The sequence below is a fragment of the Streptomyces sp. NPDC050164 genome (assembly GCF_044459945.1).
In the GTDB taxonomy this organism is placed as follows: domain Bacteria; phylum Actinomycetota; class Actinomycetes; order Streptomycetales; family Streptomycetaceae; genus Streptomyces; species Streptomyces coeruleorubidus_A.
Genome location: NZ_JBITJK010000026.1, coordinates 45,105 through 65,540, shown reverse-complemented (window position 1 = coordinate 65,540; position 20,436 = coordinate 45,105). Strand labels below are relative to the sequence as shown.

18 protein-coding genes are annotated in these 20,436 nt (G+C 71.6%); 9 read left to right on the top strand and 9 right to left on the bottom strand.

Features of this window, described 5'->3' with window-relative positions:
- Positions 1-58: 58 nt before the first annotated feature.
- The gene (locus ACIBNA_RS29100; protein ID WP_399168147.1) at positions 59-661 is read right to left on the bottom strand and encodes a hypothetical protein; all 603 of its coding nucleotides are present in this window, start codon (positions 659-661) and stop codon (positions 59-61) included.
- 266 nt (positions 662-927) lie between these two features.
- On the opposite strand from ACIBNA_RS29100, the gene ACIBNA_RS29095 reads away from it, so the two are divergent.
- Positions 928-3,726: a penicillin acylase family protein gene (locus ACIBNA_RS29095; protein WP_399168146.1), complete on the top strand. Its 2,799-nt coding sequence runs from the start codon at positions 928-930 to the stop codon at positions 3,724-3,726.
- 20 nt (positions 3,727-3,746) lie between these two features.
- Here the strand turns inward: ACIBNA_RS29095 and ACIBNA_RS29090 are convergent, their stop codons facing one another.
- Both ACIBNA_RS29090 and ACIBNA_RS29085 read right to left on the bottom strand, forming a co-directional pair.
- Complete coding sequence (locus ACIBNA_RS29090) at positions 3,747-5,063, bottom strand: serine-threonine protein kinase (protein ID WP_399168145.1); 1,317 nt, start codon at positions 5,061-5,063, stop codon at positions 3,747-3,749.
- A 106-nt stretch (positions 5,064-5,169) separates the two neighbouring features.
- Positions 5,170-6,405, bottom strand: coding sequence for an exo-beta-N-acetylmuramidase NamZ domain-containing protein (locus ACIBNA_RS29085; RefSeq protein WP_399168144.1), 1,236 nt, complete (start codon positions 6,403-6,405; stop codon positions 5,170-5,172).
- 197 nt (positions 6,406-6,602) lie between these two features.
- Here ACIBNA_RS29085 and ACIBNA_RS29080 point away from each other — a divergent pair, with 197 nt between their 5' ends.
- The 3 genes from ACIBNA_RS29080 to ACIBNA_RS29070 are packed head-to-tail and all read left to right on the top strand — an operon-like array spanning position 6,603 to position 9,659.
- On the top strand, positions 6,603-7,376 hold the full coding sequence (locus tag ACIBNA_RS29080) for an SDR family oxidoreductase (protein ID WP_399168143.1): 774 nt from the start codon (positions 6,603-6,605) through the stop codon (positions 7,374-7,376).
- Positions 7,373-9,037, top strand: coding sequence for a class I adenylate-forming enzyme family protein (locus ACIBNA_RS29075; RefSeq protein ID WP_399168142.1), 1,665 nt, complete (start codon positions 7,373-7,375; stop codon positions 9,035-9,037). Before ACIBNA_RS29080 ends, ACIBNA_RS29075 begins: the two co-directional genes overlap by 4 nt.
- A 28-nt stretch (positions 9,038-9,065) precedes the next feature.
- Complete coding sequence (locus ACIBNA_RS29070) at positions 9,066-9,659, top strand: TetR/AcrR family transcriptional regulator (protein WP_274815207.1); 594 nt, start codon at positions 9,066-9,068, stop codon at positions 9,657-9,659.
- A 159-nt stretch (positions 9,660-9,818) separates the two neighbouring features.
- Here ACIBNA_RS29070 and ACIBNA_RS29065 read toward each other — a convergent pair whose 3' ends face one another.
- A complete protein-coding gene (locus ACIBNA_RS29065; RefSeq protein WP_399168141.1) occupies positions 9,819-11,033 on the bottom strand; it encodes an acyl-CoA dehydrogenase in 1,215 nt (404 codons plus the stop codon).
- Between the two features lie 5 nt (positions 11,034-11,038).
- Entirely contained in the window at positions 11,039-12,061 is a 1,023-nt protein-coding gene (locus ACIBNA_RS29060) for a phosphotransferase family protein (protein WP_399168140.1), read from the bottom strand.
- A gap of 198 nt (positions 12,062-12,259) precedes the next feature.
- Between ACIBNA_RS29060 and ACIBNA_RS29055 the strand changes: the two genes are divergently transcribed.
- Positions 12,260-13,204 (top strand): NADP-dependent oxidoreductase, encoded by a 945-nt coding sequence (locus ACIBNA_RS29055; protein ID WP_399168138.1) that lies wholly within the window; start codon positions 12,260-12,262, stop codon positions 13,202-13,204.
- A gap of 442 nt (positions 13,205-13,646) precedes the next feature.
- On the opposite strand, the gene ACIBNA_RS29050 is transcribed toward ACIBNA_RS29055, so the two are convergent.
- From ACIBNA_RS29050 to ACIBNA_RS29035, 4 genes are all read right to left on the bottom strand, one after another.
- Positions 13,647-13,982 carry a DUF202 domain-containing protein gene (locus ACIBNA_RS29050; RefSeq protein WP_274815203.1) on the bottom strand — a complete coding sequence of 112 codons (336 nt, stop codon included), beginning with the start codon at positions 13,980-13,982 and terminating at the stop codon, positions 13,647-13,649.
- Entirely contained in the window at positions 13,979-14,371 is a 393-nt protein-coding gene (locus ACIBNA_RS29045; protein WP_338776857.1) for a DUF202 domain-containing protein, read from the bottom strand. The genes ACIBNA_RS29050 and ACIBNA_RS29045 overlap by 4 nt, the downstream gene beginning before the upstream one ends.
- Before the next feature lie 85 nt (positions 14,372-14,456).
- Positions 14,457-14,972: an NUDIX hydrolase gene (locus ACIBNA_RS29040; protein ID WP_399168137.1), complete on the bottom strand. Its 516-nt coding sequence runs from the start codon at positions 14,970-14,972 to the stop codon at positions 14,457-14,459.
- Positions 14,973-14,999: 27 nt separating this feature from the next.
- The gene (locus tag ACIBNA_RS29035; RefSeq protein ID WP_399168136.1) at positions 15,000-15,899 is read right to left on the bottom strand and encodes a DMT family transporter; all 900 of its coding nucleotides are present in this window, start codon (positions 15,897-15,899) and stop codon (positions 15,000-15,002) included.
- 383 nt (positions 15,900-16,282) lie between these two features.
- Between ACIBNA_RS29035 and ACIBNA_RS29030 the strand changes: the two genes are divergently transcribed.
- The 4 genes from ACIBNA_RS29030 (at position 16,283) to ACIBNA_RS29015 (ending at position 20,247) form a co-directional block, all read left to right on the top strand.
- A complete protein-coding gene (locus ACIBNA_RS29030) occupies positions 16,283-17,239 on the top strand; it encodes a hypothetical protein (protein ID WP_399168135.1) in 957 nt (318 codons plus the stop codon).
- A 37-nt stretch (positions 17,240-17,276) separates the two neighbouring features.
- Entirely contained in the window at positions 17,277-18,812 is a 1,536-nt protein-coding gene (locus tag ACIBNA_RS29025) for an APC family permease (protein WP_399168134.1), read from the top strand.
- Between the two features lie 111 nt (positions 18,813-18,923).
- Positions 18,924-19,649 (top strand): molybdopterin-dependent oxidoreductase, encoded by a 726-nt coding sequence (locus tag ACIBNA_RS29020; RefSeq protein WP_399168206.1) that lies wholly within the window; start codon positions 18,924-18,926, stop codon positions 19,647-19,649.
- Positions 19,633-20,247: a cytochrome b/b6 domain-containing protein gene (locus ACIBNA_RS29015; RefSeq protein ID WP_399168133.1), complete on the top strand. Its 615-nt coding sequence runs from the start codon at positions 19,633-19,635 to the stop codon at positions 20,245-20,247. The genes ACIBNA_RS29020 and ACIBNA_RS29015 overlap by 17 nt, the downstream gene beginning before the upstream one ends.
- Positions 20,248-20,436: the final 189 nt, after the last annotated feature.

Genomic DNA, 20,436 nt, shown 5'->3' with positions numbered 1-20,436 from the left:
CCGGCGACGACAGTGGGGGTGCGGCATCCCCGGCGCACCCCCCGCGCACCCGCACTCGTCAAGCCGACACCAACAGCCTCGCCCGCCTGGCGTCCGCCAGGGCCTCGGGCGTGAGGACCGGACGCGGCACCAGAATTCCGCAGTCCGTGCAGACCGGACCCGCCGAAGGCTCGTGGTCCAGGTCGTACTTCCAGGCGAGTTGCTCCCCGCCGCACACCGGGCACGCCGAGCCCGGTTCGCGCTCCAGCGCGGCGATCAGCCGGCGCAGCACCTCGGCCAGCGGTTCACGGGGATGGACCGCCGGATCGTCGCACCACGCCACGCCGAAACCGCCCCAGGTCAGCCGGTGCCAGTCGTCCACACTGCCCGGCTGGCGCAGTCCGTCGTGCTTCTCCTTCTTGCGGCGCTCGGCGAACTCGACCTCGTAGGCCAGCCAGACCGCCCGCGCCTCCTCCAGTTCGTCCAGTGCGGCCACGAGCCGCGCTGGATCGGGGGACCGGTCCTCGGGGCCGAACCCTGCCCGGGAACACAGATGGTCCCAGGTCGCCCTGTGCCCGTAAGGGGCGAACCTCTCAAGGCACTTGCGCAGCGAATAGCGCCGCAGTGCCAGATCGCACCGCGGATCGCGGACCTGTCTCGCCAGACTCCGGAAACCGGCCATCGTCCTGCACCTCCGTCACACCTGCACCTGTAATCCGGTCACTTCGGCGTCGTCGTAAGGACGTCGCCGAATAGACGTATCGACAAGCGAATCGGCTCCATCCGATTCCAAATGGCCTCCATAAGCCGTCCGACGAGGCCGTGAGTCGACTGCCGTGGTCCGTGTGCCTGTTGTGCTGACTCCAAAAAGTGACGCTTGCTCATCTTCAAACACGGGGATACCGGCGGTAACATCCCGCCCACCCCCGTCGGGAGGAGCCCCCCCACATGTCACGGCGTAACCCACGCACCGTTCTCGACAGAATGAGAACTCCCCGCGGAATCCCCGGGTTCCTGAAGACCGCATCGGTATGCGCCCTGATAGCAGGTCTTTTGTCGCCGCTGTCGCAGGCGGCCGCCTCGGAGACGAAGACCGCGCAGGCCGCGGCGGTGGCGAACGACTACTGCGGGAACCAGTGTTCGGACATCCTCCCGCCCGGTCAGAACGGCAACGCCACCCTCGCCCAGATCCTCCTGAACCAGGCCTTCGGCACCCAGCCCGAGCACGCCGCGGACCAGCTCGGGCCCTACGCCGACCTCGCCAAGGGGTACACCGGCCTCACCAACGACAAGATCAACAACTTCTTCAACGACGCGTCCTTCGGGGTCCCGGCCGATCAGGTCGCCTCCACCGTCAAACCCGCCGGGCGCAGCGACGTGACGATCGTCCGGGACAAGAAGACCGGTGTGCCGCACATCACCGGTACCACCAGGTACGGCACGGAGTTCGGCGCCGGCTATGCGGCCGCCCAGGACCGGCTGTGGCTGATGGACGTCTTCCGGCACGTCGGACGCGGTCAGCTGACCTCCTTCGCGGGCGGCGCGCCCTCCAACCAGGGCCTGGAACAGCAGTTCTGGCGGCACGCCCCGTACTCCGAGGCCGATCTCCAGGCACAGATCGACAACGCCGTCGCCACCAACGGCGAGCGCGGCAAGCTGGCCCTCGCCGACGCCAAGGCCTACCTCGACGGCATCAACGCCTACATCGACGCCTCCGACAACGGCCGGTACTTCCCCGGCGAGTACGTCCTGACCGGGCACAAGGACTCGGTCACCAACGCCGGGAAGATCGAGCACTTCAAGATCACCGACATGGTCGCGCTGGCCTCCGTCATCGGCGCGCTGTTCGGCTCCGGCGGAGGCGGCGAGGTCAACAACGCCCTCTCGCTCCTGGCCGCCCAGGAGAAGTACGGCGTCGCCGAGGGCACCAATGTCTGGGAGTCCTTCCGCGAGCGCAACGACCCGGAGGCCGTCCTCACCCAGCACGACGGCAGCTTCCCGTACGCGACCAAACCGGCCGACCCGCAGGGCCGGGCCCTGCCCGACGCCGGCTCGGTGACCCAGGAACCGCTGGTCCACGACCGTACGGGCAGCGCGAGGGGCTCAAGCGCCATCAACGCCTCCGGCGAGGCGGCCAGGACGGCCCTGTCGTCCGCCAAGCGCGGCATGTCCAACGCCCTCGTGGTCAGCGGCGAGCACACCGCCAGCGGCCACCCGGTCGCCGTGTTCGGCCCGCAGACCGGCTACTTCGCGCCCCAGCTGCTGCTGCTCCAGGAACTCCAGGGGCCGGGCATCAGCGCCCGCGGCGCCTCCTTCGCGGGTCTGAGCATGTACGTCGAACTCGGCCGCGGCCAGGACTACTCGTGGAGCGCCACGACCTCCGGCCAGGACATCATCGACACGTACGCCGTCGAGCTGTGCAAGGACGACTACCACTACCTGTACCGCGGCACCTGCACGCCGATGGAGAAGGTCGAGCGGAAGAACGCCTGGAAGCCGACGACCGCCGACGGCACCGCGGCCGGCTCCTACACGATGCGCGTCTGGCGCACGAAGTACGGACCCGTCGAGTACCGCGCGACGGTCGGCGGCAAGAAGGTCGCCTACACCACCCTGCGCTCGTCCTTCATGCACGAGGCCGACTCCATCATCGGCTTCCAGATGCTGAACGACCCGGACTACGTGAAGGGCCCGGAGTCGTTCCAGAAGGCGGTGCAGCACATCAACTACACCTTCAACTGGTTCTACGTCGACTCCGAGCACACCGCTTACTACAACAGCGGCGACAACCCGGTGCGCGCGAACGGCGTCGACGCCGAGTTCCCGGTGTGGGCCCGGCCGGCGTACGAGTGGCGGGGCTGGGACCCGGCGACCAACACGGCCGACTACACCCCGCCCTCCGCCCACCCCAACTCCATCGACCAGGACTACTACATCTCCTGGAACAACAAGCAGGCCAAGGACTACACGACCGCGCCCTGGGGCAACGGCTCCGTGCACCGCGGCAACCTCCTTCAGGACCGTGTGAAGAAACTGGTCCAGCAGGGCGGGGTGACCAGGGCCGCGCTGGTGAAGGCCATGGCCGACGCGGGCACGGCCGACCTGCGGGCGGAGGACGTCCTGCCCAGGCTGCTGAAGGTCGTGGGCAGTTCGCCGGTCACCGATCCCACCGCCGCGGCCGCCGTCGGCAAACTCCAGGCGTGGGTCGCCGCGGGCGGCAAGCGCACGGAGACCTCGGCCGGTTCCAAGAAGTACGCCGACGCCGACGCGATCCGCATCCTGGACGCCTGGTGGCCGCTGCTGGTCAAGGCCGAGTTCGAACCGGGCCTCGGCAGCGAGCTGTTCGAGGCGATGACCGCCAACCTCCCCGTCGACGAGTCCCCGTCCGCCTCCCACGGCCCGACCGGGTCGCACGCCGGAAGCTCCTTCCAGTACGGCTGGTGGAGCTACGTCGACAAGGACATCCGGGCCGTGCTCGGCGAGCAGGTGCGGGGACCGCTGGCCCGCGAGTACTGCGGCGGCGGAGACCTCGGCGCCTGCCGTGACACCCTCGTCAGCACCCTGAAGGAGGCGGCCGGCAAGACCGCGGCCCAGGTCTACCCGGGCGACGACGTGTGCTCGGCGGGCGACCAGTGGTGCGCCGACTCCATCAACCACCGCACCCTCGGCGGCATCAAGCACGGCAAGATCAGCTGGCAGAACCGGCCGACCTACCAGCAGGTCGTGGAGTTCACCTCGCACCGGTGACGCAACGGGCCGGCGGCGGGTCAGCGGATGCGGCCCGCCGCCAGCACCAGCCGGGCCAGCTCCTCGTGCAGGATGTCGCTGTGCGCGCCGGCGGGCGGGCCACCGCGCCTGACCACCACCGCCGCGTCGACGTTCACGCACCCCGAGGCGGGCAGCTTCGCCCGCAGGGCCTCGGCGAGGGTGTACGCGCGCGTGCCCGGCACCGCCTGCACCCCGCCGTAGCCCATCGCACCCCACTTGGCGCCCAGGGCCCGCCCGATACCGAGGCCCGCGACCGACCGGCTGTCGCCCGCCATGCGCGAGGCCAGGGGATACATCGTGCCCAGGGCCGAGTCGTGCCGGGAGTGGCAGCACACCAGGGGACCGTCAATGCGGTTCTGCTGCCCCTGGAGCACCCCTCCGGCGCGGGCGTCGTGCGGCAGCCGGGCCGCGAACGCGTAGTGCGAGAACGCCCCTTGGAGCAGCGTCACCGACTTCACCGTGCGCACGCCCTCGGCCAGGCCGCGCAGCGCGAACGACACCAGCCGCGCGCCGAAGCTGTGCCCGACGAGGTGCACGCGCACGCCCGGCGCCGCCTTCGCGAGCTGCCCGAGGACCCGGCCGAGACCGCGCTCACCGACCGTTCCCGCGCGGCGCTTCATCGCGTAGTACGTCGCCTGCCGCAGCAGCTCGTGCGCTCCCTCCCAGGGGTTGGGGAGGCCGAACCCCTGCTGCGCGCCGGGCGCTTCGAGGCCCGCCAGCGCCCGCGCGAACTCCTCGCAGGCCGCCGCCGAGGAGCCGGCGAACATCTCCGGCTCGCTCTGCGGCACGCCCTCCGCCACCGTGTCCGCCGCGAACAGCGCCTGCGGCCCGGGCGCCACCACCTCCACCAGCAGCCGCACCAGCCGCCCGAACTCCTCCAGTTCGGCCTCCTCCGGCGGCTGCTGCTCCAGCAGCCGGGCGATCTGGTCGACCAGGATCGCCCGGCCCGGGAAGGACTCCAGCAGCGCGTGCCGCGTGTCCTTGTCGAGCACCGGGCGCCGGGGTGCCCCGGCCGCCACGGCCCGCGGGAAGTCCGGGATCGGCTCGTCGGAGAACCGCATCGCCGGCCACAGCACCCCGACGTACCCGATCCGGGCCGCCGGGGCCAGCCGCGGGACGGGCGCCAGGAACCGGTCGTAGAGCCGGGTCGCACCCGAGCGGTCGTTGTTCCAGCCGTGCGCGAAGACGACCAGGTCGCGCACCTTGTGTTCGCTCACCCCGGCGAGCAGCCGGTCGCGCCGGCGGCCCGCCGGGTCCCCGTCCGCGTCGAAGGTCAGCTCCCAGTAGGGAGTCACACTCATCGCCGGATCCGCCATGACAGGCCCCCTGTTCCCCCGGGTGACGCGCGCGATGTGGCGCATCGTCCTGCCAACGGGGGAGCTTGGCCATACGTCACGGGCGCATTGGCGCGCGCTGCCGCCCTCAGCGGTAGAGGAGGTACTTCCGCCGCAGCCTCCGGAACGCCGCCAGCTCCTCCTGCCACCCCGCCACGACCTCGTCGGTGTCCGCGCCCGCGTCGATCATCGTGCGCACGCGCGCGGAGCCGGTGAGTTTGTCGATCCAGTTGTCGGGGCGCCAGGCGAACCCGCTCCACACCTTCCTGGCCGTCACGAGCAGGGCGATCCCCGTCCGTACGGGATCGAAGACGTCCCGGTCGTGCACATGGACCTGCACACCGCCGATCGTCCTTCCCTGGAACTTCGAGAAGGTGGGCGCGAAGTACGCCTCCCTGAAGCGCACGCCGGGCAGGGCGAGTTCGTTCGCGGCGGCGGCCCAGCGCCGGTCGATGCCCTCCGCGCCGAGCAGCTCGAACGGCCGGGTCGTGCCGCGCCCCTCCGACAGGTTCGTGCCCTCGAACAGACACGTCCCCGAGTACACCAGGGCCGTCTCCGGCGTCGGCATGTTCGGGCTCGGCGGCACCCAGGGCAGCCCGGAGGCGTCGTAGAAGTCCGAGCGCCTCCAGCCCGACATCGGCACGGTCTCCAGCGGTACCGGCTCGGTCAGGAACTCCTCGTTGAACAGCCGGGCCAGCTCCGCGACGGTCATCCCGTGGGCCTGGGAGACGGGCTGCCGCCCGACGAACGTGGCGAACTCCTTGTGCAGCACGGGCCCCAGCGCCGCGCGTCCGGTCACCGGGTTGGGCCGGTCCAGGACCACGAACCGCTTGCCGGCGAGCCGCGCGGCCTCCATGCAGTCGTACAGGGTCCAGATGTACGTGTAGAAGCGGGCGCCGACGTCCTGGATGTCGAACACGACCGTGTCCACGCCGGACGCGGTGAAGATGTCGGCGAGCGGCCGGCCGCTCTTGAGGTACGTGTCGTAGACGGGCAGGCCGGTCGCCGGGTCGTCGTAGCGGCCCTCGGAGCCACCGGCCTGGGCGGTGCCGCGGAAGCCGTGCTCGGGGCCGAAGACGGCGGTGAGGTCGAGGCGGTCGTCCTCGTGCATGACGTCGACGATGTGGCGGACGTCGCGTGTGATGCCGGTGGGGTTGGTGACGATGCCGACCTTTTGGCCGTCAAGCAGCGTGTAGCCATCGTGGGCGAGTCGTTCGAAGCCGGTGCGGAGTTGTCTGTGGGACTGGGCTGCGGCGGTGCCGGGGGCGGCTGAAACGGCTGCCGCCGTGGCCGCGGTGATGACGGCTCGTCTGGAAGGGCGCATGCGGTGACCTCCTTGAGCGGGGACGGTCGGCATGGGCACGGTAAGCGCTCCCGCGGGCTGTGGGGAGGCTGCGGGCTGCCTGTGGTTGATCGCGCAGTTCCCCGCGCCCCTTTCAGGGGCGTTGTCAGCCGACCCTTCCCTGGTACATACCGACCGGTTAGTCTGGCGCCATAGCTGACCCGCGTCTAAGGAGACCGATGGTGGGAGCCTTTCAAGGGGCTGGAGTCGTTGTCACGGGAGCAGGCGGCGGAATCGGAGCCGCACTCGCCCGGCGCTTCGCCGCCGAGGGAGCCCGGGTCGTCGTCAATGACCTGGACGCCGAGCGGGCCAAGCACGTCGCGGAGGAGGTCGGGGGTGTCGCCGTGCCCGGTGACGCCTCGGCGATCGTCGGCGCGGCCCGGGACGCGCTCGGCGGGACCGTCGACGTCTACTGCGCCAACGCCGGCGTCGCCTTCGAAGGTGGCGACGCCGACGGGCCGCTGGACGAGAAGGCCTGGGCGACCTCCTGGGACGTGAACGTCATGGCGCATGTCCGGGCCGCTCACGAGCTGCTGCCCGCCTGGCTGGAGCGGGGCAGCGGCCGGTTCGTCTCCACCGTCTCCGCCGCCGGGCTGCTCACCATGATCGGCGCCGCGCCCTACGCCGTCACCAAGCACGGCGCCCTCGCCTTCGCCGAGTGGCTGTCGCTGACGTACCGGCACCGGGGCGTGAAGGTCCACGCCATCTGCCCGCAGGGCGTACGCACCGACATGCTGTCCGCCACCGGCAGCGCGGGCGACCTGGTGCTCCAGCCGACCGCGATCGAGCCGGAGGCCGTGGCGGACGCCTTGGTGAAGGGCATCGAGGAGGACCGGTTCCTGATCCTGCCGCACCCCGAGGTCGCCGCGTACTACCAGGCCCGGGCCGGTGACCCCGACCGGTGGCTGACCGGCATGAACCGCATCCAGCAGCAGTGGGAGGAGAGCCGGTGACCGAGTCCCGTTACGCGGCCAAACCCTGGCTGGACCTGCTGAGCGACGCCCAGAAGGGCGCGATAAGCCCCGCGGGCTCCCTCGTGCATGCCCTGCGCCGGGCCGTGGCCGAGACGCCCGACGGCGACTTCCTGGCCTACTTCGACGGCCGCCTGACCTACCGGGACGTCGACGAGCTCAGCGACTCCGTCGCCGGGCATCTCGCGGCGCGCGGACTGGAGCGCGGCGACCGGGTCGCGGTACTGCTCCAGAACTCCCCGCACTTCGTGCTCGCCGTGCTGGGCGCCTGGAAGGCGGGCGCGGTCGTGGTGCCCGTCAACCCGATGTACAAGGCGGGCGAGGTGGCCCACGTCCTGCGGGACGGCGAGGTCGCCGCGCTGATCTGCTCGGACCGGGCGTGGGAGTCGTATCTGCGCGAGACGGCGGCGGACTCGCCCGTGCGGATCGTGCTCACCGGGTGCGAGCTGGACTTCCAGACGCGGGGCGACGCGCGCGTGCTGACCTTCGAGCGGCTGCCGCAGGCCCCGGACGCGGACGACCTGGTGGCTGTGGCGCGGGCCGGCGACAAGGCGCCCGAGGGGCGTGACCCCGCTCCCTCCGACATCGCGCTGATCAGCTACACCTCGGGCACCAGCGGCACGCCCAAGGGCGCCACCAACACGCACGGCAACATCATGTACAACGCCGAGCGGCAGCGGACCGGACTGGGGCTGCCCGAGCGGCCCGTCTACTTCGCGCTGGCGCCGCTGTTCCACATCACCGGCATGGTCTGCCAGTTCGGCGCCTGCCTGAACAGCGCGGGCACGCTCGTGCTGGCCTACCGCTTCGAGGCCGGCGTGGTGCTCGACGCGTTCGCCGAGCACCGGCCGCACTACACCGTCGGCCCGTCCACGGCCTTCATGGCGCTGGCCGCCCACCCGTCCGTCACCCGCGACCACTTCTCCTCCTTCCGGGTGATCTCCTCCGGCGGCGCCCCGCTGCCGCCCGCGCTGGTGGAGAAGTTCCGGGCGGGCTTCGGGCCGTACATCCGCAACGGCTACGGCCTGACCGAGTGCACCGCGCCGTGCGCCTCCGTGCCGCCCGGCCTTCAGGCGCCCGTCGACCCGGTCTCCGGGACTCTCGCGGTCGGCCTGCCCGGCCCCGACACGGTCGTACGGATCGTCGACGACAACGGTGACGAGGTCCCCTTCGGCGAGCAGGGCGAGATCGTCGTCCGGGGCCCGCAGGTCGTGCCCGGATACTGGCGGCGTCCCGACGCCACCGCCGAGACGTTCCCCGGCGCCGAACTGCGCACCGGCGACATCGGCTTCATGGACGAGCAGGGCTGGCTGTACGTCGTCGACCGCAAGAAGGACATGATCAACGCGTCCGGCTTCAAGGTGTGGCCGCGCGAGGTCGAAGACGTGCTCTACACGCACCCGGCGGTGCGCGAGGCCGCTGTCGTCGGCGTGCCCGACGGGTACCGCGGAGAGACCGTCAAGGCGTACATCAGCCTGCGTCCGGACGCCGACACGGACCCGGATGCACTCGCCGCCTACTGCAAGGAGAGACTGGCCGCCTACAAATATCCGCGCCAGGTGGAGATCCTTCCGGACTTGCCGAAGACGGCCAGTGGGAAGATCCTCCGTCGGGAGCTTCGTTCCCGGATGCAAGGCAACTGACAGCAGTACGGAAAGGCAGGTGGCGGCAGTGCCCAGGACGACGGACTCGGACGGCACCCCCGTACCTCAGCGGCTCCTGGCCGCCGCCACCCGGCTCTTCGCCGAGCAGGGCTACGACCGCACCTCGGTGCAGGAGATCGTCGAGGCGGCCGGTGTCACCAAGGGTGCGCTGTACCACTACTTCGGCTCCAAGGACGACCTCCTGCACGAGGTGTACGCGCGCGTGCTGCGCATCCAGCAGGAGAGACTGGACGCCGTCGCGGACGCCGACGAGCCGGTGGAGAAGCGGCTGCGGGCCGCGGCCGCGGACGTCGTGGTGACGACCATCGAGAACCTCGACGACGCGATGATCTTCTGGCGGTCCATGCACCACCTGAGCCCCGAGAAGAACAAGCAGGTCCGCGCCGAGCGCCGCCGCTACCACGAGCGCTTCCGCGCGCTGGTCGAGGAGGGCCAGGAGTCGGGCGTCTTCTCCAGGGCGACCCCGGCGGACCTCGTGGTCGACTACCACTTCGGCTCGGTCCACCACCTGTCCACGTGGTACCGCCCCGAGGGCCCGATGAGCCCCCAGCAGGTAGCCGACCACTTGGCGGACCTGCTGCTGCGCGCACTACGCCCGTAGCTGCGCAACCCAGCCCGTCCGGCGCTTGAGGACGAGGCCGTTCAGGCCGAAGAGGGGGTCTGGGGGCGCAGCCCCGAGCGGGGTCGAAGGTGCGGAGCCCCTGGAGACGGGACGGGTAGGGGCGGCGGGGGCGAAAAACCCTCCCGCCGCCCCGCCGCGTCACACGTACCGCTTCAGCTCCCGCCGCGCCAGCGACCGCTGATGCACCTCGTCCGGCCCGTCGGCGATCATCAGCGTCCGCGCCCCCGCGTACAGCTCCGCCAGCGGGAAGTCCTGGCTCACACCCCCCGCACCGTGCAACTGGATCGCCCGGTCCAGGATGTCCACGACCGCCCGGGGCGTCGCGATCTTGATCGACTGGATCTCGGTGTGCGCCCCCTTGTTCCCGACCGTGTCCATCAGCCACGCCGTCTTCAGCACCAGCAGCCGCAACTGCTCCACGGTCACCCGCGCATCCGCGATCCAGTTGTGCACCACACCCTGCTGGGCCAGCGCCTTCCCGAAGGCCGTACGGGACACCGCCCGCCGGCACATCAGCTCGATCGCCCGCTCCGCCATCCCGATCAGCCGCATGCAGTGGTGGATCCGGCCGGGGCCGAGCCGCGCCTGTGCGATGGCGAAGCCGCCGCCCTCCTCGCCGATGAGGTTCGACGCCGGCACGCGCGCGTGGTCGAAGATCACCTCGGCATGGCCGCCGTGGTAGTGGTCCTCGTAGCCGAAGACCTGCATCGCGCGCTCGATCGTCACGCCCGGCGTGTCACGGGGGACCAGGATCATCGACTGCTGACGGCGGATGTCCGAACCCTCCGGGTCCGTCTTGCCCATCACGATGAAGATCTTGCAGTCAGGGTGCATCGCCCCGGAGATGTACCACTTGCGGCCGGTGACGACGTACTCGTCACCGTCCCGCTCGATGTGCGTGGTGATGTTCGTGGCGTCCGAGGAGGCCACCTCCGGCTCGGTCATCGCGAACGCCGAGCGGATCTCACCGGCCAGCAGCGGCTCCAGCCACTGCTTGCGCTGCTGCTCGTCGCCGAACTGGGTGAGCACCTCCATGTTGCCCGTGTCGGGTGCCGCGCAGTTCGTCACCGTCGGGGCCAGCTGCGGGGAGCGCCCCATGATCTCGGCGAGCGGCGCGTACTGGAGGTTGGTGAGCCCCGCGCCGTACTCGGAGTCCGGCAGGAAGAGGTTCCACAAGCCCTGCCTGCGCGCCTCGGCCTTCAGCTCCTCGACCACCGCCGGGGTCTCCCACGGCGAGGCGAGCCGGGCCCGCTCCTCGTGCGCGACGGCCTCGGCCGGATAGACGTACTCGTCCATGAAGGCCAGCAGCTTGCCGCGCAGTTCCTCGGTGCGCGCGTCGAACGCGAAGTCCATGTCCGTCAGCCTTCCTGAAGGGTGGTGAGACCGTGCTCGATGAAGACGGGGACCAGGTCGCCGATGCGGTCGAAGCCGCGCCCGACCGTCTGGCCCAGGGTGTAGCGGTAGTGGATGCCCTCCAGGATCACGGCGAGCTTGAACCAGGCGAACGCCGTGTACCAGGCGACCGCGGAGACGTCGCGCCCCGAGCGGGCGGCGTACCGCTCGATCAGTTCGGCCGGGTCCGGGTGCCCCGGTGCCTCGGCCGTCGTGGAGACGGGGGAGTCAGCGGTGTCGAGGGGCAGGCTGTACATCGCCAGCAGGCCCAGGTCGGTGAGCGGGTCGCCCAGGGTGGACATCTCCCAGTCGAGGATCGCCTTGATGCGGTCGTCCTCGCCGATCAGGACGTTGTCCAGCCGGTAGTCGCCGTGCACCACGGCCGGGGCGGGGGAGGAGGGCAGTTGCCGTCCGAGCGTCGCGTGCAGCTCGTCGATCCCGGCCAGCTCGCGGTTGCGCGAGGCGTCCAGCTGCTTGCCCCAGCGGCGCAGCTGCCGGTCCAGGAAGCCCTCGGGGCGGCCGAAGTCCGCGAGCCCCACCTCGCCCGGGTCCACCGCGTGCAGCTCCACCAGCGCGTCCACCAGGTTCAGCACCGCGCCCCGGGTCCGCTCCGGACCGAGCGGGGCGAGCTGGTCGGCCGTGCGGTACGGGGTGCCCTCGACGAACTCCATGACGTAGAACGGCGCGCCGAGCACCTCCTCGTCCTCGCACAGCAGCACCGGCCGCGGAACCGGCACGGCGGTCGGGTGCAGCGCGCTGATCACGCGGTGCTCGCGCTTCATGTCGTGCGCGGTGGCCAGGACGTGGCCGAGCGGGGGCCGCCGTACGACCCACCGGGAGGTGCCGTCGGAGACCGCGTAGGTGAGGTTCGACCGTCCGCCCTCGATCAGCCGTCCGGACAGGGCGCCGCTCACCAGGCCGGGCCGCTCGCGGTCGAGCAGGCCGCGCAGCCGGTCGAGGTCGAGTCCGGGCGGGTGGTCGGGGCTCATGCGTCGCTCCTACGGGCAGGTGAACAGTTCCCGACTCATGATGCCGACCGGTCGGTATGTCGTCCAGAGTGGGGCCGAAACGTGATCGGAGCCACGATAGGCCGACGACTCCCGCCGCGGGGCGCCGGGGAGGTCACGGCCGGTTCGTTCAGGCCATCCGGCTTGCGTGCCGCGCGGCGAGCCCGGAAGGTCTAAGCCATGAAGGCGATCAGCTACTCACGGTACGGCGGACCCGAGGTGCTGGCGTTCGGGGAGGTCCGCGATCCCAAGGTCGGCCCGGACTCGGTGCTCGTGAAGGTGCGGGCGGCGGCCGTGAACCCCGTCGACTGGAAGGCCCGTGAGGGTTACCTCGAGGGGCTCTTCGAAGCCGCCTTCCCCGTGGTGCCCGGCTGGGACGTCTCGGGCGTCGTCGTACGGCCCGGCATGGCCGTGTCGGAGTTCGACGTCGGCGACGAGGTCATCGGGTACGTACGCGAGGACTTCCTCTCCCGCGGCACCTTCGCCGAGTACGTGGCCGCGCCCCTGCGCACCCTCGCGCGCAAGCCGCGCAATCTCTCCTTCGAGGAGGCGGCCGGTCTGCCGCTGGTCGGGCTCACCGCCTACCAGGTGCTGGTCAAGCTGCTCCAGGTGAAGCGGGGCGAGACCGTCCTGGTGCACGCCGCGGCCGGCGGCGTCGGCTCGATCGCCGTGCAGCTCGGCGCCCACCTCGGCGCCCGGGTGATCGGCACGGCGAGCCAGCCCAACCACGACTTCGTGCGCGGCCTCGGCGGGGAGCCGGTGACGTACGGCGAGGGCCTGGGCGAGCGGGTGCGGGGGCTGGCGCCCGAGGGTGTGGACGCGGTGTTCGACACGGTGGGCGGGGACGCGCTGAAGGTATCGGCGAACCTGCTGGCCCCCGAGGGCCGCCTGGTGTCGGTCGCCGACGGCGGCGTCGTGAACTACGGCGGCCGCTACTACTTCGTCCGCCCCGACGCCGAGGACCTCCAGCGGCTGTCCGAACTGGCGGAACAGGGCGTGGTGAGCGTGCACGTCTCCGAGACGTTCCCGCTGGAACGCGCGGCGGACGCGCACCGGCTGAACGAGGAGGGCCGGACGCGCGGCAAGATCGTAGTGACGGTGGACTGGGAGCCGGAGGACACGTAGCTGCTGACCGCGGCCTGGTGTGCGGCGTGCGGTGTGCGGTGTGCGGTGTGCGGTGTGCGGTGTGCGGTGTCCTGGCGTCAGGCGTGCGGTGTCCTGGTGTCCGGAGTGCGGCGCCCTGGCGTGTGGTGTTCCGGCATCCGGTGTGCGGCGCCCTGGCGTGTGGTGTCCCGGCATCCGGTGTGCGGTGTCCCGCCGTGCGGTGCCCTGACCTCCGGCGTGCGGTGTCCTGGAGTCTGGCGCGCCGTGCCCGGCGTGCGGTGTGCGGTGTCCCGCCGTGCGGTGTCCTGGCGTCCGGCCCCCTCGCGTGCGGTGTCCTGGTGTCCGGCGTTCGCCGCGTCCTGCCGTGGGGGGCCTGGTGTCCGGCGTTCGCCGCGTCCCGCCGTGCGGTGCCCGGGCCTCCGGCGTGCCGTGCCCCGGCGGCCGCCCCCGCCGCGTCCCGCCCCTAGACGACGAGAGCCGCCCCGCACACCGCCATCGCCAGCGTGCACAGCACCGCGGCCGTGGCGTGCCGGGGAGCGAACGCCGCTGGGCTGGCGGTGGCCGAGAGCGTGCGGATGCGGCGGTGGGCGATGCTCAGGAAGCCCAGCCACAGGACGCAGCACAGCGCGCACGCGACGAGCCCGGGCGCCGACGCCCCGCCGTGCAGCGCGGTCTTCACGGCGAGTACGGCGGAGACCGTGCCCGACAGCGTCGTACGCCGCCACGCGAGCCGGGTCCGCTCGGGTTGCAGCCCGGGGTCGCGGTCGGGGTCCTGCCGTCGGGCCGCCGGCGCGTTCACCCCTCCCACCCCACGAGCACCACGACGACCATGGCGAGGGCCACTATCGCGACGACGAGGCTCAGTACCGCCGGGAACCGGGACACCGGCAGGTCCTCGCCCCGGCGCATGGCCCGCTCGCAGCGCACCCAGTGGTTGACCGCCCGCAGCGAGCACAGCACGCCCGCGGCCAGCAGCGCGAGCGCCAGCCCCACCCGCCAGCCCCAGCGCAGGTCCGGCAGGAACTGGTCCACGGCGAAGCCGCCGCCGATCAGCGCGAGCGCGGTGCGCAGCCAGGCGAGGAAGGTGCGTTCGTTCGCCAGCGAGAACCGGTAGTCGGGCGTCTCGCCGTCCTGGCGCACCTGCGCGGGCGCGAACCACAAACGGACGTTCCGTACGAACTCGATCACGTGCGTGACCCTACCGGGGACACGGTCGCCGGGCGTTGCCGGTGCCGCCTCCGCGATGCCCTCCGCAGCCGCGGGACGAACCCGCTCAGCCCATCGACCGAAACGCCCTGAGCCGCTCGTACGCCGCCAGTCCGTCCGGTACCCACTCCCAGTCGCTCAGGCGCCGCCGCACCTCGTCCTCGGGCAGGAAGTCGTGCCAGGCCACCTCCTCGACCTGCGGCTGTACCGGCAGGTCGCAGCGGACCTCGTACACCGCCGACCACCAGGTCTGGCCGGCGCCGTTGTCGTAGAGGAACTTGAAGAGGTACCGCGGGAGCGGCAGACCCGTCACGCCCAGTTCCTCCTCTGCCTCGCGCAGGGCCGCCGTGTCGTAGGCCTCGCCGGCGCCGACCACTCCGCCGACGAACATGTCGTACAGGGAGGGGAAGACCAGCTTGGTCGGGGTCCGCCGGTGCACGAAGATCCGCCCCTCGGCGTCCCGCGCCTGGATGAACACACAGCGGTGCCGCAGGCCCCTGGCGTAGGCCTCGCCCCGGGGCGACTGCCCGATGACGCGGTCGTTCTCGTCGACGATGTCGAGGATCTCGTCAGCAGCACTCATGCCCTCATCCAAGCAGGGCGCGAGGCCTCACTGCGGCTGTGGCTGAAGCTGCCCCACGCGTACCCGCTGCGCCGTACCCGTCGGCATGGCCGGATGCAGACCCAGCAGCACGATCCCGGCGATCACGGCAAGCAGACCGCCCGCCTCCCAGCTCAGCGCCACCGCGTCGGTCCGCAGCCGGTCGCCCAGGAAGCCGACGCCGCAGATGATCCCGGCGATCGGCTGGGCCGCGGTCAGGGCGGGCAGCGACTTGCGCAGGGACGCGGTCTCGAAGGCGCTCTGCACGAGGAGCAGCCCCGTGACGCCCAGCGCGAGGACGGCGTACGGCTGCCAGCCGGTCAGCAGCCCGGCGAAGCCGCCCTCGGCGAACTTCTCCCCGCTCACCCGGGTCAGCGCGTCCTGCACGCCGTACAGCAGCCCAGCGGCCAGGGCCAGCAGCACCGGCCCGGAGCCCAGGCGGGAGCGCTTGGCATGCGCCGTGAGCAGCAGGGCGAGCCCGGTCATGGCCCCGATGATCAGCCACTGCCGCATCGGATCGGCCGTCGCGGCGCCGCCGTGCGGCTCGCCCGCCACGATGAACGTGCTCACTCCGCCCGCCAGCAGCAGCAGGCCCGCCCAGCCCTGGCGGCCGAGCGGCTGCCGGGTCTGCCGGCGGGACAGCGCGAGCGCGAACAGCAGGTTCGTCGCGAGCAGCGGCTCCACCAGCGACAGCTCCCCCTGCCCCAGCGCGGCCGCGCCCAGACCCATGCCGACCACCATCAGCGCGATGCCGCCGAGCCAGCGCGGCACCTTCACCAGGTCGAGCAGCAGCCGGAAGGACAGGAAGTCGTTGAGCGGGGCGCGCTGGGCCGCGTTCTGCTGAAGGACGAAACCGAAGCCCAGACAGCAGGCGGCACTCACGGCGAGCATCAGGACTAGAACCGACACGCGGTGTACCTCGATCATCAGGTCGGGTCACGATGGCGTAAGGGCCGACTGTACCGGCCGGCTCCGCCCGGCGCGCCCGTACGTCGTCCCATCGTGCGAGGTGCCGACCCCCCAGCACTATGACGCACGCCACAAAGGGCGAAACGGATAAATCGGATGCCCGCCACATCCTCCTCTGGACCCCCGCTGACCACAAAACCCACACAAGTAACAGCAGTTGACGCGTGTAACGCCCTTGCGGCCCTTGACGTAAACCGTTGGCTGCGGGTTGGCTGTGCGTGATCAGTTCATGGCGAAGCGCACACACGCGCTCCATCGACCGCCGTGAGCCGAAACACAAGAAGAGCGCGAAACACAAGAAGAGCGCGTGAGGAAGTTCCGCGGTGCCCCCACCCCCGCCCCCGCCTCCCCTCGGTCGTGGCCGCAGACGTGCGGCGCAGGCTTTCGACGAGGCCCTCGACGACGCCGACCTCGTGACCGCGCGCGCCGCGCTGGCGCAGGGCCGCTGGCAGAACGCCCGCTCCCTGCTGGTGCACACCGCAGACGACTGGGACCGGCGCGGCCACCGCGTCATGGTCCTCGCGCGGGAGTCCTACTGCGCCGCATGGGCCCGTGAGTGGCTGCTCGCCGAACCCGAGTCCGCCGACGCCTCCGTCCTGCTCGCCCTCGCCCAGGCCCGGCGCGCCCTGCACGGCAAGGACAAGCCGGTCCGGGCCCGCGAGGCCTGCGCGAACGCCGCCGCCCGCGCCCCCGCCGACCCCACCCCCTGGCTCGGCCTGCTCCTGCTGGAGTGCGCTCTCGGCACCGACCAGGACGTGGTCCGGACCTTCGAGCAGGTCCGCGCCCGGTACGCCGACCACCACCACGCCAACCACCTGATGGTCGCCCGGCTCGCCGGACGCCGCACGGAGGCCGGCCCGGACCCGCTGCACGAGGTCTACGACTTCGCCAACTGGGCCGCCGAACAGGCACCCGCCGACTCCCCGCTCGCGATCCTGCCGGTCATCGCGCACGCCGAGCGCTACCGCGCGCTGGCCGCCGCCGGACACGAACCCGCCGACCCGGCCGCCTCGGGCCACTGGACCGGCCGCCGCGCCCGGCAGGTGATGAAGGCCGCCTTCGACTGGTGGCTGGAGTGGGAGCTGGAGGGGCACCCGCGCCGGCTGATCGACCTCAACTTCCTCGCCCACGCCAAGTCCTGCGAGGGGCGGGGCGCCGAGGCCGCCGCCCTGTTCCACCGGATCGGCCGGCACGCCACCCCGGCGCCCTGGTCGTACCCGGACCGCGACCCGCACACCGCCTTCGCCGCCGCCCGCGCCGCCGCGCTCGGTACGGCCTGACACCCCCGGAAATTCCAGAAGTGAGGACGCTCTCCCGATGACCACGGACAGTTCGAGCACGAGCACAACCGCCGCCGGCGGCATCAGTACGTTCAAGGGGCAGGAGCGCGCCCTGCGCGCCGACCGGCTCGGCACCGGGGGACTGCTGCTCTCCGTCCTTGCCGCGACCGCCCCGCTCATGGTGGTCGCGGGTGTCATGCCCACTACATTCGCGGTGATGGGCATCGTCGGGCAGCCGCTGCTCTTCGTCGTCCTCGGCGTCGTCCTGATCCTGTTCAGCATCGGCTACGCCGAGATGAGCCGCCACGTCCACAACGCGGGCGCCTTCTACGCGTACATCTCCCGCGGCCTCGGCGGCACCGCCGGCGCGGGCGCCGCCCTGGTCGCCCTCGTCGCCTACAACGCGCTCCAGATCGGCATCTACGGCATCTTCGGCTTCGAGGTCTCCGGGCTCCTCGCCACCTACGCCGAGGTGGAGATCGCCTGGTGGATACCGGCGCTGGTGGCCGCGCTCGCCGTCGGCCTGCTGGGCTGGCTGAAGATCGACGTCAACGCGCGCGTGCTCGGCGTGCTGCTCGTCATCGAGGTGCTCCTCGTCGTGATCTTCGACGTCGCCGCCCTCGCCGACCCCGGCACGGAAGGCCTGTCGCTGCACGCGTTCAACCCGGACACCCTCACCGGCGCGGGCGTCGGCACCGCGCTGTGCTTCTGCATCGCCGCGTTCCTCGGCTTCGAGCAGGCACCCGTGTACGCCGAGGAGACCAGCCGCCCGCACGTCCTGGTGCCGCGGGTGATGTTCCTCGCCGTCGGCGGGGTCGCCGTCTTCTTCGCGCTGAGCAGCTGGGCCCTCACCGTCGCCACCGGCCCCGCCGCGATCGTCGGCACGGCCCAGAAGCAGAGCGCCGGACTGCTGTTCTTCCTCACCGAGTCCCGCCTCGGCGGCACCTTCACGGACGTCCTGCACGTCCTGTTCGTCACCGGCATGTTCGCCGCCCTGCTCAGCTTCCACAACGTCGTCGCCCGGTACGCCTTCGCCATGGGCCGCGAGGGCCTGCTGCCCGCCGCCTTCGGCCGCACCAGCGGCACCAGCGGCGCGCCCGGCACCGGCTCGCTGCTCCAGACCGTCGTGGCCGTGGTGGTCGTGGCCGCCTTCGCGATCGCCGACGACAAGCCGGCCGGCGACCCGACCGCGCCCGTCCTGCAGCTGTTCACCTGGTTCGGCAACATCGGCGCCCTCGGCGTGATGGTGCTGATGGCGGCGGCCTCCCTTTCGGTCGTCGTCTTCTTCGTCCGCCGGGGTGCCGCGGGCGCCCAGGCCTGGCGGCTGGTCACCTCCGCGCTGGCGGGCCTCGCCCTGCTCGTGATCGCCGGCTACACGGTGAAGGACTTCGAGGTCCTCGTCGGCGCCGGCCCGGGCTCTTCGCTGAGCTGGGTGCTGCCCGGCATCATCGGCCTCGCCCTGGCCGCCGGCCTGTTCCTGGGCCTGGTGCTGCGCGCCCGCGATCCCGAGAAGCACGCCCGGATCGGGCTCGGCAACGAGGCGTTCCAGCTGGAAAAGGCGGCGTCGTCCTGACCCCGGTCGCGTAAGAAGTGGTTACGGAACTCTGACGAGCACCCGCGATCCCTGTCCTGACGGGGCCGCGGGTGTTCGAATGAGAACGTGAACGAGGACGTACATGAGGGCATGAACGACGGACACCCCGAACAGCGGGGCACCCCGGTCGGCCGCCGCGTCTTCCTCGGCACCCTCGGACTGGGCGCCCTCGGCGTGGTCGCCGCGCCCCAACTGCAACGCGGCCTGGAGGGCTTCCTCGGCGGCGCCGTCGACAAGGACCCCACCGGCCTGACGGGACTGCTCCCCAACGGCGGCGGCTTCCGCTACTACTCGGTCGCCTCGTCGGTCCCGCGCAAGAACGCCGGCACCTACCGCCTGAAGCTGGACGGCCTGGTCGACCGCCCCACGACCTACACCCTGGCCGACCTCAAGGCCCTCCCGCAGACCCGCCTGGTCCGCGACGTCCAGTGCGTCACCGGCTGGCGCGTTCCCGACACCCCCTTCGAGGGCGTACGCCTGTCCCGGCTCCTCGACGCCGCCGGGGTCCGCCCCACGGCCAAGGCCATCCGCTTCACCTGCTTCGACGGCACGTACACCGAGAGCCTCACCCTCGACCAGGCCCGCCGCGCGGACGTCCTGGTCGCCCTGCGCATGCAGGACAAGGACCTCGGCCACTCCCACGGCGGCCCGGTCCGCCTCTACGTGGCGCCCATGTACTTCTACAAGTCCGCCAAGTGGCTCTCCGGCATCACCGTCACCGACGAGGTCAGGCCGGGCTACTGGGAGGAACGCGGCTACGACATCGACGCCTGGGTGGGCCGCTCGAACGGACGGGACGATGAGCCTACGACCTGACACCGCGGTCGCGGTAAGTCGCTTCAGCCGTACCGAGCGCTGGGTACACCGCACGACGGCCGCGCTCATGGGCGTCTGCGTCCTGACGGCGGCCTGCCTCTACGTCCCCCAGCTCGCCGAACTCGTCGGCCGCCGCGCCCTCGTCGTCACCCTGCACCAATGGACCGGCCTCGCCCTGCCCGTCCCGGTCCTGGCGGGCCTCGTCTCCCGCGCCCTCCGTACCGACCTCGGCCACCTCAACCGCTTCGGCCCGCACGACCGCACCTGGCTGCGCGCCGCCCTGCACCGCGACAAACGCCCCACATCCCGCCCCGCGGGCAAGTTCAACGCCGGCCAGAAGCTCTACGCGTCCTGGATCGCCGGCGCCACCCTGGTCATGCTCGGCACCGGCCTGATGATGTGGTTCACCCACCTCACCCCCCTCCTGTGGCGCACCAGCGCGACCTTCGTCCACGACTGGCTGGCCCTCACCATCGGCATAGTCCTCGCCGGCCACATCGGCATGGCCCTGGCCGACCCGGAATCCCGCAGAGGCATGCGCACGGGTTCGGTGAGCAGAGAGTGGGCGGACAGAGAGCACCCTCTATGGCGCCAGTAGGTCTCTCAGGCACGCGGGGAACTGCGCGAACAACCCCAATGCATCCGCACTCGCGTGACGACCACATCCTCGATGGCGCTGAGGCGCAAGGGGCGCGGGGAACTGCGCGAACAACCCCAATGCATCCGCACTCGCGTGACGACCACATCCTCGATGGCGCTGAGGCGCAAGGGGCGCGGGGAACTGCGC

Coding starts and splice junctions, on each gene's coding strand:
- ACIBNA_RS29100 (WP_399168147.1), bottom strand. CDS start 661: ATGGCCGGTTTCCGGAGTCTGGCGAGACAGGTCCGCGATCCGCGGTGC.
- ACIBNA_RS29095 (WP_399168146.1), top strand. CDS start 928: ATGTCACGGCGTAACCCACGCACCGTTCTCGACAGAATGAGAACTCCC.
- ACIBNA_RS29090 (WP_399168145.1), bottom strand. CDS start 5,063: ATGGCGGATCCGGCGATGAGTGTGACTCCCTACTGGGAGCTGACCTTC.
- ACIBNA_RS29085 (WP_399168144.1), bottom strand. CDS start 6,405: ATGCGCCCTTCCAGACGAGCCGTCATCACCGCGGCCACGGCGGCAGCC.
- ACIBNA_RS29080 (WP_399168143.1), top strand. CDS start 6,603: ATGGTGGGAGCCTTTCAAGGGGCTGGAGTCGTTGTCACGGGAGCAGGC.
- ACIBNA_RS29065 (WP_399168141.1), bottom strand. CDS start 11,033: ATGGACTTCGCGTTCGACGCGCGCACCGAGGAACTGCGCGGCAAGCTG.
- ACIBNA_RS29060 (WP_399168140.1), bottom strand. CDS start 12,061: ATGAGCCCCGACCACCCGCCCGGACTCGACCTCGACCGGCTGCGCGGC.
- ACIBNA_RS29055 (WP_399168138.1), top strand. CDS start 12,260: ATGAAGGCGATCAGCTACTCACGGTACGGCGGACCCGAGGTGCTGGCG.
- ACIBNA_RS29040 (WP_399168137.1), bottom strand. CDS start 14,972: ATGAGTGCTGCTGACGAGATCCTCGACATCGTCGACGAGAACGACCGC.
- ACIBNA_RS29025 (WP_399168134.1), top strand. CDS start 17,277: ATGACCACGGACAGTTCGAGCACGAGCACAACCGCCGCCGGCGGCATC.
- ACIBNA_RS29020 (WP_399168206.1), top strand. CDS start 18,924: ATGAACGACGGACACCCCGAACAGCGGGGCACCCCGGTCGGCCGCCGC.
- ACIBNA_RS29015 (WP_399168133.1), top strand. CDS start 19,633: ATGAGCCTACGACCTGACACCGCGGTCGCGGTAAGTCGCTTCAGCCGT.